15 protein-coding genes are annotated in these 17,169 nt (G+C 55.9%); 13 read left to right on the top strand and 2 right to left on the bottom strand.

Going from position 1 to position 17,169, the window contains the following annotated elements:
* The first annotated feature begins 208 nt into the window (after positions 1-208).
* The 5 genes from B9Y59_RS07535 to B9Y59_RS07500 all read left to right on the top strand — a co-directional run bounded on the left by B9Y59_RS07535 (position 209) and on the right by B9Y59_RS07500 (position 7,633).
* On the top strand, positions 209-1,345 hold the full coding sequence (locus B9Y59_RS07535; RefSeq protein ID WP_054323319.1) for a betaine/proline/choline family ABC transporter ATP-binding protein: 1,137 nt from the start codon (positions 209-211) through the stop codon (positions 1,343-1,345).
* Positions 1,342-2,901 (top strand): ABC transporter permease/substrate-binding protein, encoded by a 1,560-nt coding sequence (locus B9Y59_RS07530; protein WP_054323318.1) that lies wholly within the window; start codon positions 1,342-1,344, stop codon positions 2,899-2,901. The genes B9Y59_RS07535 and B9Y59_RS07530 overlap by 4 nt, the downstream gene beginning before the upstream one ends.
* Before the next feature lie 850 nt (positions 2,902-3,751).
* The gene (locus B9Y59_RS07515; protein WP_085532706.1) at positions 3,752-6,394 is read left to right on the top strand and encodes a translation factor GTPase family protein; all 2,643 of its coding nucleotides are present in this window, start codon (positions 3,752-3,754) and stop codon (positions 6,392-6,394) included.
* Positions 6,395-6,908: 514 nt separating this feature from the next.
* The gene (locus B9Y59_RS07505; RefSeq protein WP_242967270.1) at positions 6,909-7,250 is read left to right on the top strand and encodes a helix-turn-helix domain-containing protein; all 342 of its coding nucleotides are present in this window, start codon (positions 6,909-6,911) and stop codon (positions 7,248-7,250) included.
* Entirely contained in the window at positions 7,247-7,633 is a 387-nt protein-coding gene (locus B9Y59_RS07500) for a hypothetical protein (protein ID WP_085532702.1), read from the top strand. The genes B9Y59_RS07505 and B9Y59_RS07500 overlap by 4 nt, the downstream gene beginning before the upstream one ends.
* A 106-nt stretch (positions 7,634-7,739) precedes the next feature.
* On the opposite strand, the gene B9Y59_RS07495 is transcribed toward B9Y59_RS07500, so the two are convergent.
* A complete protein-coding gene (locus B9Y59_RS07495) occupies positions 7,740-8,204 on the bottom strand; it encodes a TspO/MBR family protein (protein WP_085532700.1) in 465 nt (154 codons plus the stop codon).
* A gap of 83 nt (positions 8,205-8,287) precedes the next feature.
* Here B9Y59_RS07495 and B9Y59_RS07490 point away from each other — a divergent pair, with 83 nt between their 5' ends.
* From B9Y59_RS07490 to B9Y59_RS07460, 7 genes are all read left to right on the top strand, one after another.
* A complete protein-coding gene (locus B9Y59_RS07490) occupies positions 8,288-8,839 on the top strand; it encodes a hypothetical protein (RefSeq protein WP_085532698.1) in 552 nt (183 codons plus the stop codon).
* A 67-nt stretch (positions 8,840-8,906) separates the two neighbouring features.
* The gene (locus B9Y59_RS07485; protein ID WP_158088978.1) at positions 8,907-9,704 is read left to right on the top strand and encodes an N-acetylmuramoyl-L-alanine amidase; all 798 of its coding nucleotides are present in this window, start codon (positions 8,907-8,909) and stop codon (positions 9,702-9,704) included.
* Between the two features lie 14 nt (positions 9,705-9,718).
* Positions 9,719-10,006, top strand: a complete 288-nt coding sequence (locus B9Y59_RS07480) for a hypothetical protein (protein WP_085532694.1) — start codon at positions 9,719-9,721, stop codon at positions 10,004-10,006.
* A 14-nt stretch (positions 10,007-10,020) separates the two neighbouring features.
* Positions 10,021-10,314: a hypothetical protein gene (locus tag B9Y59_RS07475; RefSeq protein WP_054323310.1), complete on the top strand. Its 294-nt coding sequence runs from the start codon at positions 10,021-10,023 to the stop codon at positions 10,312-10,314.
* A gap of 22 nt (positions 10,315-10,336) precedes the next feature.
* Positions 10,337-13,723, top strand: a complete 3,387-nt coding sequence (locus B9Y59_RS07470) for a glycoside hydrolase family 2 protein (RefSeq protein ID WP_085532692.1) — start codon at positions 10,337-10,339, stop codon at positions 13,721-13,723.
* Between the two features lie 167 nt (positions 13,724-13,890).
* A complete protein-coding gene (locus B9Y59_RS07465) occupies positions 13,891-14,100 on the top strand; it encodes a hypothetical protein (RefSeq protein ID WP_085532690.1) in 210 nt (69 codons plus the stop codon).
* A 77-nt stretch (positions 14,101-14,177) separates the two neighbouring features.
* Positions 14,178-14,387, top strand: coding sequence for a hypothetical protein (locus B9Y59_RS07460; RefSeq protein WP_143255264.1), 210 nt, complete (start codon positions 14,178-14,180; stop codon positions 14,385-14,387).
* 28 nt (positions 14,388-14,415) lie between these two features.
* Here B9Y59_RS07460 and B9Y59_RS07455 read toward each other — a convergent pair whose 3' ends face one another.
* Complete coding sequence (locus B9Y59_RS07455) at positions 14,416-15,189, bottom strand: DUF4261 domain-containing protein (RefSeq protein ID WP_085532686.1); 774 nt, start codon at positions 15,187-15,189, stop codon at positions 14,416-14,418.
* 510 nt (positions 15,190-15,699) lie between these two features.
* Here B9Y59_RS07455 and B9Y59_RS07450 point away from each other — a divergent pair.
* Positions 15,700-16,212: a GNAT family N-acetyltransferase gene (locus B9Y59_RS07450; protein WP_054323305.1), complete on the top strand. Its 513-nt coding sequence runs from the start codon at positions 15,700-15,702 to the stop codon at positions 16,210-16,212.
* The last annotated feature ends 957 nt before the right edge of the window (positions 16,213-17,169 follow it).

Below are 17,169 nucleotides of genomic sequence, written 5' to 3'. Positions count from 1 at the left end.
TTGGGACACCCTCTTTTTGCTGAGAATGGCCTCAAAAAATGCACAGTACGGTTCCCATTCCTGTGATGCAGGCCCTTTTGGCCCCCGCCTTTATAGCGTCTTAATAAAAGCCGGGGAATTCTAACACGTTTTTCATGGAGCGTATGATACAATTCTTTATGTATATGTCCTATAGAATCATGGATAGCCCATCCAAAGGAGGTACTTTATGATTCAATTTGAACATGTCACAAAATCGTTTGAGAACCGCCCCATTTTAAAAGAGCTGAATTTTACCATCGAATCCGGAGAGCTGGTCACTTTGATCGGGGAGAGCGGTTGCGGAAAGACTACAACGCTCAAGATGATTAACCGGCTTTTGGAACCCACCACGGGGAGGATTCTCATCAATGGGCGGGATATTATGGAGGAAAACGTGATTCGCCTCCGGCGGAGCATGGGGTATGTCATCCAGTCCACCGGTTTGTTTCCTCACATGACCATCCGCCAAAATATCGAGCTGATTGAACGTTTGGAGAAACGCGACGGCGCACAGATTGCTGCGCGTACCCTGGAACTGATGAAAATGGTCAATATGGACCCGGCGTATCTGGATTGTTACCCCACGGAACTATCCGGTGGGCAGAAACAGCGCATCGGCGTGGCGCGCGCATTTGCAACAGACCCGGAGATCATTCTCATGGACGAGCCGTTCAGTGCGTTAGACCCCTTGACGCGGTCCCAGCTACAGGATGAGCTTGTCACCCTCCAAGAGGATTTTAAAAAGACCATCGTTTTTGTCACGCACGATATGGGGGAGGCCATCAAAATTGCGGACAAGATCTGCATGATGTACCAGGGGGAGATCTTACAGTACGGCCTGCCGGAGGAAATCTTAAAACATCCGTGCAACGACTACGTGAGCAACTTTGTCGGAAAACACCGCATCTGGGAATCGCCCAATTTTATCAAGGTGCGGGATATTATGATTACCGAACCGGTCAGTTGCCCGCCAAACCTCCCGTTGGTGCGCGCTGTGGAAAAGATGCGTTCCAATAAGGTGGACAGCCTCATGGTGGTCGACCGCAACCGCACATTGCTCGGCGTGGTACAGTCCAAGGACGTCCGCCAGAGGGAAAACAACTACGGCTATGTCAAAGACATTATGCATCCGCCGCTGCTTTCCACCAGCCCAGATTCCGACATCATCAGCGTCCTAAAGGCCTTGCAAAACGCGACGACCTCCAATATGCCGGTCGTCGATGCGGATGGAAAATTGGAGGGCTTGATTACCAAAAGCAGCCTGGTCTCCACCATGAGCACGCAATTCCTGGATACGGATGGAGAGGGGGCTCTGCACATATGACTGATTTTTTCACGTACATCGTTCAGAATCGGGAACAGATTCTTTCCCTGTTGCTGGACCACATCCAGTTGACCTGCCTGGCCGTTGGGCTGGCGATTGTGATCGGGGTACCGCTCGGCCTGCTCATCAGCTATACAAAGGGGTTGAACAAGCTGGTGTTGGGCATTGCAAGCGTGATTCAGGCGGTGCCCAGTATGGCGCTGCTCGGTTTTGCCATCCCGTTTCTTGGGATCGGCGTTCTGCCGTCCGTCATTGTGGTGGTGCTATATTCCCTGTTGCCGATCGTGAAGAATACATTCACCGGCATACAGGGGATTTCCCCCGAATTGATGGAGTCGGCGAAGGGAATCGGGCTGACAAAGCCGGAAATCCTCTTTAAAGTACAAATTCCGCTGGCGCTTCCGGTGATGATGGCGGGTATCCGCATCTCTGCGGTGACCGCAGTCGGCTTGATGACGATGGCGGCCTTTATCGGCGGCGGCGGCCTGGGCTACCTGGTGTTCTCCGGCATCAGCACGGTCAACAATGCTCAAATCCTTGCTGGAGCCATCCCGGCTTGCCTGCTGGCGCTGCTGGTGGATTTTCTACTCGGTCAAGTGGAAAAATTTGTCACCCCGGTCAGCCAGCGCAACGCGGACAGCAAAAAGCGCCGCACCCATCAAAAGATTCTCCTGGCAGCCTGTGGGGTCCTGTTGGCCGGCCTGCTCGCATTTTCGGGTATTCGCAGCATGGTGGGAACGCCCACCGGGGACACCATTGTTGTGGGCGGGAAAAACTACACCGAACAACGCTTGCTTTGCGAACTTGCCTCCCAGGCCATCGAAGCCAAAACCGATCTCACCGTCCAGAGAAAATCCAACCTCGGCGGAACCCAGGTTTTGTTCAACGCCATGAAGAGCGGGGAAGTGGATGCCTATATCGAGTACACCGGAACCGCCTATACAGAGACATTGGGGCATCCGCCGGTTTCGGATGTGGAGACTGTGTTCGAAACCGTCCGGGAGGAATTCCAGGATCAATACCATTTGGTCGTGTTGGACCAGATGGCCTTCAACAATACCTACACCCTTGCCGTGTTGCCCGCCTATGCGCAGGCGCACCAGCTTCAGACCATCAGCGACCTGACCAAGATCAACGGTCAGGCGCGCATCTCCCCGACTTTGGAGTTCATGAACCGCGAGGATGGGCTTCCAGGTTTGAAAAAAGCATATGGGCTCCAATTTGCAGAGGAGATCGGAATCGATGGCTCTCCGCGCTATACGGCGATTATGAGCGGGGAGAGCGACGTGATCGACGCCTTTTCCACAGACGGCCTGCTCCGGAAGTTCGACCTGACGGTTTTGGAGGACGACCAGGACTTCTTCCCGCCGTATTATCCGGTGCCGGTGATTCGGGAGGAAATCTATGAGATGTATCCGGAACTCAAGGCGGTGTTTGACGAACTCGGACCCCTGCTCACAGAAGAGGCCATGCAGGAGATGAATTATCAGATTGACGAGCTGCAAAGAACCGAACGGGAAGTAGCTCAGGAATTCTTAAAGGCGCACGGCTTTTAAAGGCTGTGTGAAGAACATCCGTTGCTGAGGAAAGGGTTTCCCGTGATTCGACATTTTAAGGAGCCATTCCGCGTGAAGTATGTCGAACCCCTCCCATCACAACCGATCTTCAACGGGTGGTATCCCTAAAGAGACGCCATACGGAAGGCAGCCTTTCTGCGGCCTTCTGTATGGCGTTTTTGGTTAGGAAATTTACCCGTTCTGCCGGTGGAGGTATCCCGCAAAAAAGCTTTTGCTTCAAGCATCGAATGAAGCGAGTTGCCCACAACCATCTTTCGATGATGGAAGGTTGCCGTTTGAACGGCGGTTGCCCGCTTACGGGCTGTGGGGCAAGGGATGCCAGGGAATCCAGTTCCACGCGTTTGGAAACGCCTGCCGGTAATGGGCTTTTAGGGGGCCTTCTTATGCATCCGGTTGCTCCAGAGGGGTGACGGCGTCTTACCGGGCGCGGGAGAACGCCATTAGCAATTTTTCTTCATCAGAGCTCTACTGCATTTTCTCCGGGGACGAAATGTGTTATAATCATTTTACATTGGAAACGAAAGCGGGACGGCAAAAGTCTGCCATTCCCGACGGCAGAATGGATGGGGCGCGGCAACATGCTCTGCAAAGCCGCGCGGTTCTACGTTTGAAGGAGGACAGAACGCCTTCGGTTCTGATTTTGGGGCTGAGGCGGGGGCTTTTTGGATGGCTCAAGAAGTTTGCATCCTTGAATGGCAACTCTGTAAGACGGAGCTTGGCGGGTGTTCCCCACCATAGCGGTCGCGCGGAAATTTCCCGGCTATGCGCATACGGCAGGGCGTCGCCTGTGTATAGCCGGCAAGATTAAATCATATTGGAGAATGGATTCATGAGAAAATTGGCCGTTGGGATTCTGGCACATGTGGACGCAGGAAAAACCACCCTCTCGGAAGGGATGCTCTATCGCTGCGGATGTTTGAAAAAGCTCGGGCGGGTGGACCATCAGGACGCCTTTTTGGACACGGATACCCTGGAACGGGAGCGAGGAATTACCATTTTTTCCAAGCAGGCAATCCTGCCGTTGGAGGATTGGGAGATTACACTGCTTGACACACCCGGGCACGTGGACTTTTCCAGCGAGATGGAACGGACATTGCAGGTGCTGGACTATGCAATCCTGGTCGTCAGTGGGACTGACGGCGTGCAGGGGCACACCCTGACGCTCTGGCATCTGCTCAAGCGGTATCGGATTCCAACGTTCCTATTTGTCAACAAAATGGACCTCGATGGAGCGGACCGCAACGCACTGTTGACCGAGTTGCAGGAGCGCCTGGACAGCAGCTGTGTGGACTTCAGCGGGGCATACGGGGAAGGATTTTGGGAGAGCGTCGCCATGTGCGATGAGGACGCGCTCAATCAATATCTGGAAAATGGGCGAATTGCAGACAAGGAGATTGCCGGGTTGATCGCGCGGCGCAGGCTGTTTCCGTGCTTTTTCGGTTCGGCGCTCAAACTGGACGGCATAGACGCCTTTTTGCAGGGCTTGGCGCGGTATGCGCGCTGCCCTGCGTATCCAGAGGCGTTTGGCGCGAAAGTTTATAAGGTTGCCTGGGACCCGCAGGGCAACCGCCTGACGTATTTAAAGGTGACTGGTGGAAGCCTAAAAGTGCGGGCGCTTTTGAGCAACCGCCGGGCGAGTTTGCCGGAGGAAAAGATCTGGGAGGAAAAGGTCAATCAAATTCGCATCTATTCCGGCGCGAAATTTCAGGCGGTGGATGAGGTCCCCGCAGGGACGGTCTGTGCAGTGACGGGGCTCGGCCGGACCTATCCCGGAGAAGGCCTGGGCACAGAGTTTTCCTCGGATTCGCCCATCTTGGAGCCGGTTTTGACTTATCAGGTGTTGCTGCCCTATGGATATGACCCGCACACCGCTATGCAGAAGTTGAGCCAGCTTGAGGAGGAGGACCCTCAGCTGCATATCGTCTGGAATGGACAGTTGCGTGAAATCCATATTCAACTCATGGGCGCCGTGCAGATGGAGGTCTTGCAGAGGATCATCCGGGAACGCTTCGGCTTGGATGTAAACTTCGGCGCCGGGAACATTGTGTACCGCGAGACGATCGCCGCGCCGGTGGAAGGGGTGGGCCATTTTGAGCCGCTGCGCCATTATGCAGAGGTTCATCTGCTGCTGGAACCCGGCGAGCGGGGCAGCGGCCTGCAATTCGGCACGGATTGCAGCGAGGACATGCTGGACCGCAACTGGCAGAGGCTGGTTCTTACCCATTTGGAGGAACGGGTGCACCGGGGCGTACTGACCGGTTCCCCCATTACAGACATGAAGGTCACGCTCATAGCTGGCCGCGCCCATGAAAAGCACACGGAGGGCGGAGATTTCCGGCAGGCCACCTATCGAGCGGTGCGGCAGGGATTGATGTGTGCAAAAAGCCTTTTGTTGGAACCATGGTATGATTTCCGGCTGGAAATGCCCGCTGCCTATGTGGGCCGCGCGATGTCGGATGTACAGCGCATGGCGGGGACGGTTTCTCCGCCGGAGACGGCGGGGAGTGACGTGGTGTTGACCGGCTCGGCGCCGGTGGCAAATATGCGCGACTATGCGGCGGAGGTCGCCGCATACACCCGCGGGCAGGGGCGGCTTTTCTGTACGCTCAAAGGCTATGAAGTGTGCCACAACCCCGACGAGGTCATCGAGGCCATTGGTTACAACAGCGAGCAGGATCTGGACAACCCCGCGGATTCGGTCTTTTGCAGCCATGGCGCGGGCTTTGTGGTGAAGTGGGACCAGGTGCGCGAGCACATGCATCTGGAGGGGTTCGATTGGAACGCGCCGGGACAGACGCAGGCGTCTGCCGCTCATATTCCACAGGCGGTGGTGTATTCAGGAGGTTTGGAGCAGGACAAAGAACTGCAAACCATCTTTGAACGCACCTATGGAGCCATCAAGCCGCGGTCCATCCGCCCTCGCTCAGAACGTGAAGCAGCGGGTGCAGCCGAGCTCTGGCCGGTTCCCCCGCGGGACGAACGGCCGGAGTTTTTGCTGGTGGATGGATACAACATCATCTTTGCCTGGGACGAACTCAAGGATCTCGCAAAGGATAACCTCGATGCAGCCCGCCAGGTCTTGATGGACTTGCTCAGCAATTACCAGGGTTTTCACAAATGCGAGGTGATATTGGTATTTGACGCCTACAAGGTTCCGGGCGGTTTGGGCGAAGTCAGCCGCTACCACAACATCTATGTGGTATATACCAAAGAGGCCGAGACCGCGGACGCCTATATCGAAAAAGCTACCTATGAGATTGCGAAGAAATACCGCGTCCGGGTGGCTACCTCCGATGCAGCGGAACAGCTCATCATCTTGGGGCATGGGGCGCTGCGCGTTTCTGCCCGGGCGTTCCAGGAAGAGATCGGCTTTACGAACCGGCAGATTCGGGAGATATTGACCGAAAACAACCGTCACCGCCGCACTTTGACGGTCAAGGCCGCTATGGACAAGGCTTTGGAAAAGACGTAAAGCGAAAGGCCCTGGCGCTGGGTTCCGGTGTGTGGAACCCGATGGGCGCAGGCGGTAAAAGGCAACACGCCGGGCGTTTTAATAGGGAGTTTGGCGCTTTGGAACCCGATGGGTATAGGGGCGCGCAAGAGCGACAGCCGTTGAAAGTCCCCGTTCCGTTACAGCAGCAGACTTTTGGGAAGTTAGGGGGCAGGCGATATCCGGTGGGCAGGTGCTGTCTGAAAGGAGGGGAATAGCCGTGCGTTTCCCCTTTTGCCGCAACCTTGCGGCCGGCGTCCGCCCGCTATCGCCCTGCACAGATCTTCAGAAAAAGGGGCGGCTATCGCCAAAGAAGCCGCGCCTCATTCCCACAATAGAAAAGAAAGAAACTGGCCGCATATAGCAGGCCAGTTTTTTTCACAAAAAATTAGGAACAAATTTTCGATTTCCTCTTGCAATTTGCGAACAAACGTACTATACTGGTAGCGTACTAATAAGATTTCTTTTACGCAAAAGCAATGCGCAGAAGGAAAATATGACTGGACCGTGCGAAAGGCGCCTTTTGTCCGCAAAACGAAACTCGACCGGTCAGGAGAGCGCCGCCCATGCACAGCCGAATACATTGGAAGATCAGGGGGGATTCGGGATGAAACGGATCAACAATCTAGCGGGAAAACGAATCAAACTGGCTCGGATTGCACAGGGAATGCGCAGGCAGGAGGTATTGGAGCGTGTCCACGCGAGCGGTGTGGAGATGCATCCCACATGCCTGTGCAATATGGAGCGGCAGACGCGGCAGGTTCTGGATTTTGAACTGGTGGCGCTGGCGGATGCGCTGTATGTATCTGTGGACTGGCTGCTCGGGAGGGATTCATGATCTGGGGGCTTGCAACCGCCCAGCAGCAGCGCGACCGGTGCGAAGGACCGGAGCGCTATCTGCCAATCGGCTGGGGGAGATGCGACGTATGCCGGCGCGTTGTGCCGGAGGACTCCCTGCGAGAAACGGGCGGGCAGGAGATCTGCGGGGATTGCCAGGCCAGATGGGAAACGGCGTATGCGTGCAGCGGGTCGCGTGCGGAGGATTTTGCCCAGTTTTTTTGGCAACAGCTCTCCGGACGGGACCGCGCAGCATTGGTACGCAGTATGTTGACCGATCAGGGCGGGTTGGAGGAAAGGCTTTGCGGCGAGATCCGGCACGCCTATTGTGCAAAGCACATGGCGGACTTCCTGGCGGGAACGAGTGCGGATACCTGCGAATAACCGATCGGGCTTTGCCAGGCGGTTGAATGAAATCCGGCCGGCCGGCGGATTGCCCTTTCCGAAAGCCTGCCAGTGCGGGCAGCCTTTTGAAAAGGGAAAACAGCCGTCAATTGAGCAAAGCGACCGCTAGGCTGAGATACCCCGCGAAGGTGACCCAGAGCAGATAAGGAATCTGTAACATTGCAGCAGGGAAGGACACCTTTGCAAACGACACGATCATGGCGAGAATCAGCACCCACAGAAGAATCAGCCACACAAATGCAAACCAATAGGCTTGTAAGCAGAAAAACAGGATGGACCAGAAAAAGTTGACCGCCAGCTGAATACCATAGATTCGCAGTGCGGGCGTTTTATCCTTGGAGTCTGAAACCGATACCAGATACGCGGAGATACCCATCAGTGTGAACAGGATCGTCCAGACCACACCGAAAAGCCATCCCGGCGGGGAAAGCGGCGGCTGGTTGAGCGATTGATAGAGTTCCATGGAATTCATGGTGGAAAGGGCGGATAGTCCGGCAACGCCCAGGCTGATGACCAGCTGAAGAATCAGCATTTTCCATCGGATTTTCATTACATCAACTCCTTTAACGGTATTGTATGAAAAAAACGGTGGAATCATGTGCGGGACAACGACAGAAAAGGGAGGAGTCACCATTGGAGATGCAGGAAAAGAGGATTTTTTTGGAGCATTACCTCCGGGTGGACCGCAGGATCGACCGCTTGTGTGAGATCCAGTCCATTTGGCGCGCCTGTGCCATACGCATCCAGGGAATGACCGGCCAGGCGCTACGCCATTATCGCGCTATGGATGAGGAGATCAACCGACAGATTGACGAGCTGCTTGCGGTCAAACAGGAGGCCGTCGACGCCATCAAGACCGTGCCGGACAGACGGCTTCAGATAGTCTTGGGCAGGCGTTATCTGTTGGGAGAAACCTGGAAGGAGCTCGCTGCATATTTGCAGACCACGCAGCAAGAGGCCATCCAGTTACACGAACAGGCACTCGCCCAGGTTCAGCTGTCAGAGGCGCAAAAACGCGCGGCCGTGCGCGATTTTAAAGAACTAAAGTTCGGCTTTGGAGGTGAGGACTATTTTCGAAGAGAGCATTACACAGTATCAGGCGGAGATCGCCGCCCTGAATGCCCGTCTTGCGGCGTGCAGGGAGGAGGACCGCCGCACCATACAACTGCGCCAAATGCGCAGTGATCTATACATTCAGCTGCTTGCAGCACTGCGGGCGGCGAAACGTTATCAAACACAGGGAGGAACATGCATGACCATTCAACAGCATCCAAGCCCCAATCACGGGAGCCGGTACGGCTGGAAACCGGATCGGATTGTCAACCACATCACCGCGGGCAGCTCGGCAGCGGGCGCACTCGCTGTGCTCTGCGACCCTGCGCGGGAAGTATCGGCCCACTTTGTTGTGGACAAGGACGGCACCGTGTATCAGCTGGTGGCGCTTGACCGCGCCGCCTGGGCCAATGGGACCAGCACAACGCCGTCGGACAGCCGCTATTATGGCCGATCGGCACTGGCAACTGTCCGAAACCGCTGCACCAACGCCAATTATTACACCATCAGCATTGAACACGTCTGCGTGAGCGGCGGAGAACTCACTGCGGAACAGCTTGCAGCGAGCATTGAACTGCACCGCTACATCATTGCCGAGGTCCGTCGCCTCTACGGCGTCACCATTCCCGTGTCGCGGGAATATATTATAGGACACTGTGAAATCAATCCGGTGACTAAACCCAATTGCCCGGGCGCCCAATTCCCCTATGATGCGATCTTAGAGGGGTTACGGCAGGTGGAGATCAGGAGCGATACGAGCGGCACGGTTTCGATCAAACGGGGGGACTTTTACACCGCAAAGTTCAGTGGGACAAATGCAAACCAGCTCATTGTGACAGCGGGTACGGGCGACGTGGTGACCATCGTGCCGATCAATCGCGGCGCGGACAAGCTGGCGGCGATTGTGCCGATCGGCAAGCCCGGCGACGCCTCCGGTATCTACACTACTGTGCCCGGCGGGCGCCCCGTAAAACGGTTTGTCGCCCAAATTGTATAAGGAGGTGCACATACATGGAACAGGAAAACAATCTTGCCATCCAAGCGTTGGACAGCGCCCGGTCTGCACATCATCGTCTGGACCGCTTGGAGAGTGACATCAAAGATATACACGATCTTGCCACCGCAATGGCCGCCACGCAACAGGAGGTCACCGGCGTACAAGCGGACATCCGGGAAATCAAGCAAAATGTCAGCGCTCTGACCAAACGGCCGGGAAAGTGGTGGGATAAGCTGGTGGGTGCAGCGATCGGCGCTGTGGCGGCAGGCCTTGTGGGGGCCTTTTTAACCCTGCTTTTGTGAAAGGAGGTGTTTGTATGGATTTGGAGAGCTTTTGGAGCTGGGGCACACTTACAACGTTTGCGGGCGCAACCGCCTGTACGGGTCTGTTCACACAGATGCTTAAAAATATCGTAGGGAAGCTGCCAACACAATGGCTCAGCTACATCATCGCGGTGGTTCTGCTGGTGGTCACGACGGCTGCCACGGGTGGATGGGCTCAACCTTGGACCGTTTGGGCATTGGTGCCGCTGAATGCGGCTTTGGTCAGTTTGGCCAGCAACGGCGCCGTGGATGCAATGCGCTCGATGAAAAGACAAAAATCGCCCTGATGATCGATAAAGGAGGAACAAAATGATTCTTTTAAACGAGGATTGGACGTTTACTGCGACAGATGCGGATTGCGACATCGGTTATGCAGGGGAAAACGGGGTCCGCACGCTGTACATTCGGATGAACGGCTTAGAGTATGAAGGATGGAGCTTTTTTTTGGATGTACAGCGCAAGGAACAGAAGGATATTTGGGCGGTAGAACCCGAACCATTCAATGGGGACCTGCTGTTGCGGGTCCCCATTCAGCAGGCGTATCTTGTGGACGATGGAGCGGTCTACGTACAACTGCGCGCCGCCGCCCCGGATGGGCGGGTCAAAAAATCGGATCAACTGCTGCTTCGCGTCCGATGCAGCATCGGCCCGGCGGAGGCGGTTCCCTCGCCGCTTCCCTCGGAGTTTGCCGCGTATGAAGCCCGCATAGAGGCCATCCGCGACGCGGTAGAGGAAATGTTCGGCCGCAGCGCTGTGCCCTGTGAAATCGTGGACTTCAGCGGGGAATGGGATTTTTCAAAGGACTGTTCCGACTGGCAGACCATCAGCGCCCCACACACCTGCAATGCGTCCGATGGGATGAGCGGCTCCATGTACCGCGGCAAAACCTATTACCGAAAAGCCCTCTTTGTCGGCCGGGAACAAGCAGCCATCGACTTTGTACTCGGATTCCATGCGGCCGGGCAGGCCAGCGAACTCTATGTCAATGGCCATCTGTGTTCTGTATATCCCGGCGGCTATACGCCCAATCTTGTGGACATCAGCCCATACCTTTGCCAAGGAAACAACGAACTTTTGATCGTCTGCGACAACACTCCGTCCGAAGAGCGAATCCCCGTCTCTGCGGACTTCAATTTTAACAATGGGCTTCATGAGAAGGTCTTTCTCTGCCGCGTCGGACGGGCCTCCCTTGACCCGCAGGCGTACGGCGTCGATCGGATGCACGTGACCCCGGAGGAGGTCTCCCGGCAGGCCGCCGCCTTTACGGTTCATACAGCGGTCAACAACCGGTCCGGCTGTGCCATCCATGCGGCGGTCGCCGTAGCGGTGTACGACGCGCAGGGGAACGCTGTGGCCGGTGAAACCATCCCGGTGGAAGTCCCGGCCCACACAGTTCAGGATGTCTCCTACACGGGGCAAATCACCGAACCGCACCTTTGGGACGGCATTCAGGACCCCTACCGCTATACGGTCAAGGTTGCGCTTTTTGCGCCCGATCGGGTGGACGAACAGAGCGTATGCATTGGATTCCGCTTCTTCTCGATGGATGCACAGCAGGGGTTCCTGCTCAACGGCCGCCCCTATCCCCTCCGCGGGGTGGCGCTGCATCAGGATTATCCCGGCGCGATGTCCGCCTTGACGGAGGAACAATTCGACGCCGACTACGCCGACCTTGCGGCGCTGGGATGCAATTTCGTGCGCCTCGCCCATTATCCACACGATGCCTATGCGTTCGAACGATGCGACGCGCTGGGGTTGATCGTACAGACGGAAATCCCGTGGGTCAATCACCTGGGGCCCGACGCCTCCGATGCATACTTCGACAGCATCGAGCAAAATCTGCGCAGTATGATTCGAAACTACTACAACCATCCGTCCATTGTATTCTGGGGCCTTTCCAATGAACTCAACGGTTCGCATTGGAGTTCCGGCGGCAGCCCGCAGGGCGGCTTTTCCGCAGAAAAGGCGGTCGCATGGAACAATGCATTTTACGCGATGGCGAAGGAACTGGACCCCACCCGCTATGTGGGCTTTACCGCCTATGGGCCGACCTTTGACGGTTCCAAGCCCGGAGACTGGCAGGCGGATTTCATCGCTATGAATGAATATAAAGGCTGGTATGGCGGCGTCTTTGAAGAGTTCGGGACGGAGATGGATACCTACCGCGCTGGAACGCAAGTTCCTTGGGCGGTCGGCGAGTATGGCGCAGGCAACAATCCCCACACGCATTCGGACAACCCGATGCAGACCACACAGACCGGTTCCGGCGGTGCACGGCACGATGAGGAATACGCCAATCTGTTCCATGAAGCGTACCTGGAACAAATACAGGCGCGCCCCTGGCTGCTCTACACCGCCGTGTGGGCTCTGTACGACTTTGCATCGGATAACCGCAACGAGGGCGGCACTCCCCACCTCAACGACAAAGGGCTGGTAACCCGCGACCGGCAGACCAAAAAGGACGTCTATTATCTCTATCAAGCTGCGTGGTCAGAGGCTCCTGTCTGCTACATCACCAGCCGCCGGTTCTCCCAGAGGGAGACGGATTCCATCCGGATGAAAGTCTATTCAAACTGCGAGACCCTCACCCTCTTTCGCAACGGGGAGGCGGTTCAGACCATGGACGCCCCCACCAGGTGCGGCTGTGTATGGGAGTTTGATGCGGTTGTATTCGAGGATGCATCCGAGGAGTACCGCGTGGAAGGCGTGCGCGGCGAAGAAACGGTTTCCGATACCGTCACATTCTCCACCCGTGCAGTGCCGGAGAAGATCGTGCCGGAATCCATCACGGCGGATGTCTCCCAATTGGAGCTTCTGGTGGGACAAGCGCAGGAAATCCATCTCTCGTATGTCCCCAGTACGGCGAATGCGGAGAAGGACTATACAGCACAGCTCGACGGACTAGCAGGCACGGTATCCACTTCGGGAACAACGGTTACGGTGACCGCAACGGAGGAGGGGAATGGCACACTCACCTTCACGCTCGACCGGAACAACTGTGCGTTGCACATCCCGGTGACGGCGGAAAAGGAACCGGAGTACCTCTGCTATTTCGATTTTACCGCCGGTTCAAACGACAATCCGCAGGTGACCGACTCGGTTGGGAACGCGGTGTGTACCCTAGAGGGCTTTGCTTGGGACACGTCCTCCGGATTTGTCGAGGGAGGGCTCAAGACCATCGACTCCGGCTCATCCGAAGAGTTGGTGACCATCCAGGGCTTTGATCTGGGCGACTGCCCAAATGGGTTCCGAATGCACTTGGAGTATTCCGAATTTGCCAGCACATGGGATCGCTCGCGTTTTTTCCAAACGGTGGACGGGGAAGGGACCGTCACCCTGGACTGCTACTACAACAGTCCTACGGCTGCGCAACTGCGCATAGAGCGCGACAGCGACCACGGCGGCCTATACAACGATTACCAGTACATGCTCAACATGACCCATATGTCTATGGACATCACATGCAACGATGCTGCTACAGCACTATTTAACGGAACGGTGGTAAACGACAACGGCTCCATTGTGTTGAGCGAAGTATTGGTTGCGAAGCAGGGCGGATCTGCAACCGATACGCCATTTGACATGCTGGCGCTCAAGCCATTTCAGGAGGTCCGGAAAGTTTACCTGATGAATCGTCCGGACAAGACCCGTTTGCTGCATGCGACCCTTTCGAAATTCTGGATCGAAAAGCTTTAAAAGGAAATTGTGGGAAAAAAGAACCCTTGCAAAAACGCCTTTGGGACGGGCAGAGCTTGCCTGTTCCAAAGGCGTTTTTATGTGCTGTACCGAAAGTGTGAAGAAGCACCCGCGAAATTCCGGAGAAAAGGCGAAACGGCCGCAGAGCTGGGGAAGGGGCTTTCCCCGTGGATGCACGATGTGCGACAGAGGCCGCGCAGAAAGTGGTTCGCGCTGCAAGGGCACAGCCCGGGAAGCTGGAAAGCGGTGAGGCACGCATACCGGGCGCGCTTTCCAGCGCAGAGCGCGGCACGGCTCTTTGCACTTCCGGGAATTTCCGGCGAGACGCGACGTTTGCAGGAGTGGGAGTCCAGAAAAGGAATAAATCCATTCCTTAATGGAAAGTGTGAAGAAGCACCCGCGAAATTCCGGAGAAAAGGCGAAACGGCCGCAGAGCTGGGGAAGGGCTTTCCCAGTGGACGCACGATGTACGACAGAGGCCGCGCAGAAAGTGGTTCGCACTGCAAGGGCACAGCCCGGGAAGCTGGAAAGCGGTGAGGCACGCATACCGGGCGCGCTTTCCAGCGCAGAGCGCGGCACGGCTCTTTGCACTTCCGGGAATTTCCGGCGAGACGCGGCATTTGCAGGAGTGGGGACTTTCCCGCCGGAGAGCGAAACAATTTGAATCCTGCGTGAGAACTTCCCTGAACCCCTTAATGGGAACTGTAATCCTCTGGATAGCCAATTTTCAATGTCATACCGTCCATCACGGCGCTCTCGCTGCGGATGATCGGCAACTTCTGCTCTTCCGAAAAGCCGATCGTTTCGCCTTCGTTTAGGCGGACATCCTCGGAAAGTACATAGTACGCCAGGTCGAAGAGATAATCCCGCAGGTCACTGGGGCGCGCTTGGGTATTCAACACCTCCATCTCGTCCTTGCCAAAGGGTTTCAATCCATAGGTGTAGGCACTGGTACCCGCGTCGGTCGTGTAAAGTCCAAAATAAACCCAGTTGTAAATCGGAAGTTCCCCTTGCCGGATGGCTTGTGAGGCGGCAAGATAATACTTTGGTTCAAAGACGGTTCCACAGGCATAGACCCCCAGGGCGTTGTCCTGCTTACAACAGGCCGCAACAATTTTGACCCAAAGGGTCCCAATCTCCAAAGCCTTGTGACCACCGCCCAACACCGCCACCAAGAGGTGAGCACGGTGCTTCTTCGTCGTCTCTACCGCATCGGGCCACAGATAGTTGGTCGCTGCATTGTGTTCTGCCTCGCCGCCAGGCACCGGTGTGGTCATTAGGCCGATTACTACGGTCATACCATCCACGTCAAAGACCAGGTTGCCTCGTGAACGATCGCAAGCATCGTCGGAAAATGCGATCCCCCAGTCCTCAGCGAGATTTGTCCGGCACTTTTCTACATCCCAAGTGGCACTGCTCAACAGTACAAATGCCGCAAATGGGCCGATTTGCTGTTCATTTTCCATTCCATTTTCCCTCCAAATTGCCGTCCGGTAAAACAGGCGCACGGCGCCGTGCCTGTTGGCGTTCGCACAGCGAGAATCGTCCCCTTACCTGTACCGGTCCTTCCCAATGGAACGATCGATCGTGGAACGGCGGCTTTCCTAATCCGCGCGCCCTGCGGCGCCTCGTCCCGATGGACGCCTGCCCCACAGCGTTTTTTCCCGACAGACTTTTTCATCAGCATACCACAGGTTGCAAGAAAAGTCACGAAAACGCATGAAATCGTTCACTTTTTGGGTGCTGTAGGGGGCAAAATATCCTGGTAAAGCCAATTTAAAGGACCTCAAAGGATACGCTACCTTGTAAATAGGGTCAGGCTGTGATAGCATAGTCCCATTGGCTCCTACCATAGAGGCAGAGGGCAGGAAAATCGAAAGGGACATGCTTGACGTTGGTTCGGATATCTGTATATGGGGGAAACATTGTTCGTCTATACAGAATACAGAGCATGAGTAGGAAAAGGAGAATAGCCCATGGCATGGATTCGACAGGAGACAAAAGAGGATTACGAAATCGTTTATGCCCTTGTGAAACAAGCGTTTGCGCAGGCGGAACATTGTGACGGAAATGAACAGGATTTGGTTGCCGCCCTGCGCAAGAGCCGAGCGTTTGTGCCAGAACTCTCTTTGGTAGCGGAGAGGGACGGCGAAATCGCCGGCCATATTCTATTTACAGAGGCGATGGTCGGCTTTGAGACGGTACTCGCGCTGGCCCCGCTCTCCGTTCTGCCCCGCTTCCAACGACAGGGGATTGGAACTGCCTTGGTCCTGGAAGGGCACCGGATCGCCAGAAAACTGGGGTACTCGTATTCACTGGTGTTGGGAAGTGAAACGTATTATCCGCGTTTGGGCTATATTCCAGCCAATTCGTTCGGTGTAGAAGTCCCAAACGGGATGCCCCCGGCAAATTTTTTGGCAGTTAAGTTGCGCGAGGACGCTCCAGTGCTCCATGGAGCCGTAGTCTATGCGAAGGAATTCGGGCTTTGAGCGCCATCGGGGCGGACTGCGGCGCGTCAATTGAGAAGGGCCGGGGGAAGCCCGGCCTTTGGGACGTTACGAACGGCGGGCCTTGCGGGTGTTTCAAGTGGTTTTCAAGTGATTTCGAGGGACTGCATCGCTCAATCCAATGCGAAGGAATTGGGCTTTGAGCGCCATCGGGCGGGCTGCGGCGTGTCAATTGAAAAGGGCCGGGGGAAGCCCGGCCTTTGGGATGCTACAAGCGGCGGGCCTTGCGGGTGTTTCAAGTGGTTTTTCAAGTGATTTCGAGGGATTGTATCTCTCAATCCAATGTGAAGGAATTCGAGCTTTGAGCGCCATCGGGCGGGCTGCGGCGTGTCAATTGAAAAGGGCCGGGGGAAGCCCGGCTTTTGGGACGTTACGAACGGCGGGCCTTGCGGGTGTTTCAAGTGATTTTTCAAGTGGTTTCGAGGGACTGCATCGCTCAATCCAATGCGAAGGAATTCGGGCTTTGAGCGCCATCGGGTGGACTGCGGCGCGTCAATTGAGAAGGGCCGGGGGAAGCCCGGCCTTTGGGACGCTGCAAGTGGCGGGCCTTGCGGGACGTTAAAAACGAATAAAAGCGCTTTTGTTAAATTTTTAAAAGACAGACTGCGATGTAAAAACCGGGCGGTCCCCTATGTGGAAACCGCCCGGCTGGTTATTGTTTGACGAAAGACTTTTAAATGGGTTTGATAGGAAAACGAAAGCTGCAACCCGCAAACAGCAACACCCCAAGAAGAGAGGCTACCCGAACGTCTAACGTGTTGTACAGCAGCAACTCCGCGGGGGACAAGGGGGTTCGCTCCCTCAACCGGCCGCATTGCCGCCGGAAGTCCTCCGGCAGCCCGGCAAGCATAGAACGTTGTTCAAAAGCCCATGGTTCCGCTCCCCGCCATAAGTTCGGTCATTTCCTCGATGCGTTCCAATGGGAACGGCGGGGCGCAC

This window comes from Anaeromassilibacillus sp. Marseille-P3371, from assembly GCF_900169665.1.
In the GTDB taxonomy this organism is placed as follows: domain Bacteria; phylum Bacillota; class Clostridia; order Oscillospirales; family Acutalibacteraceae; genus Anaeromassilibacillus.
The sequence above is the reverse complement of the archived record's forward strand: the minus strand, read 5'-3'. Positions and strand labels throughout refer to the sequence as shown.

Excerpts from the sequence above, each read along its gene's own strand:
- B9Y59_RS07535 (WP_054323319.1), top strand. The coding sequence starts at position 209 with ATGATTCAATTTGAACATGTCACAAAATCGTTTGAGAACCGCCCCATT.
- B9Y59_RS07530 (WP_054323318.1), top strand. The coding sequence starts at position 1,342 with ATGACTGATTTTTTCACGTACATCGTTCAGAATCGGGAACAGATTCTT.
- B9Y59_RS07515 (WP_085532706.1), top strand. The coding sequence starts at position 3,752 with ATGAGAAAATTGGCCGTTGGGATTCTGGCACATGTGGACGCAGGAAAA.
- B9Y59_RS07505 (WP_242967270.1), top strand. The coding sequence starts at position 6,909 with ATGACTGGACCGTGCGAAAGGCGCCTTTTGTCCGCAAAACGAAACTCG.
- B9Y59_RS07500 (WP_085532702.1), top strand. The coding sequence starts at position 7,247 with ATGATCTGGGGGCTTGCAACCGCCCAGCAGCAGCGCGACCGGTGCGAA.
- B9Y59_RS07495 (WP_085532700.1), bottom strand. The coding sequence starts at position 8,204 with ATGAAAATCCGATGGAAAATGCTGATTCTTCAGCTGGTCATCAGCCTG.
- B9Y59_RS07485 (WP_158088978.1), top strand. The coding sequence starts at position 8,907 with ATGACCATTCAACAGCATCCAAGCCCCAATCACGGGAGCCGGTACGGC.
- B9Y59_RS07480 (WP_085532694.1), top strand. The coding sequence starts at position 9,719 with ATGGAACAGGAAAACAATCTTGCCATCCAAGCGTTGGACAGCGCCCGG.
- B9Y59_RS07475 (WP_054323310.1), top strand. The coding sequence starts at position 10,021 with ATGGATTTGGAGAGCTTTTGGAGCTGGGGCACACTTACAACGTTTGCG.
- B9Y59_RS07470 (WP_085532692.1), top strand. The coding sequence starts at position 10,337 with ATGATTCTTTTAAACGAGGATTGGACGTTTACTGCGACAGATGCGGAT.
- B9Y59_RS07455 (WP_085532686.1), bottom strand. The coding sequence starts at position 15,189 with ATGGAAAATGAACAGCAAATCGGCCCATTTGCGGCATTTGTACTGTTG.
- B9Y59_RS07450 (WP_054323305.1), top strand. The coding sequence starts at position 15,700 with ATGGCATGGATTCGACAGGAGACAAAAGAGGATTACGAAATCGTTTAT.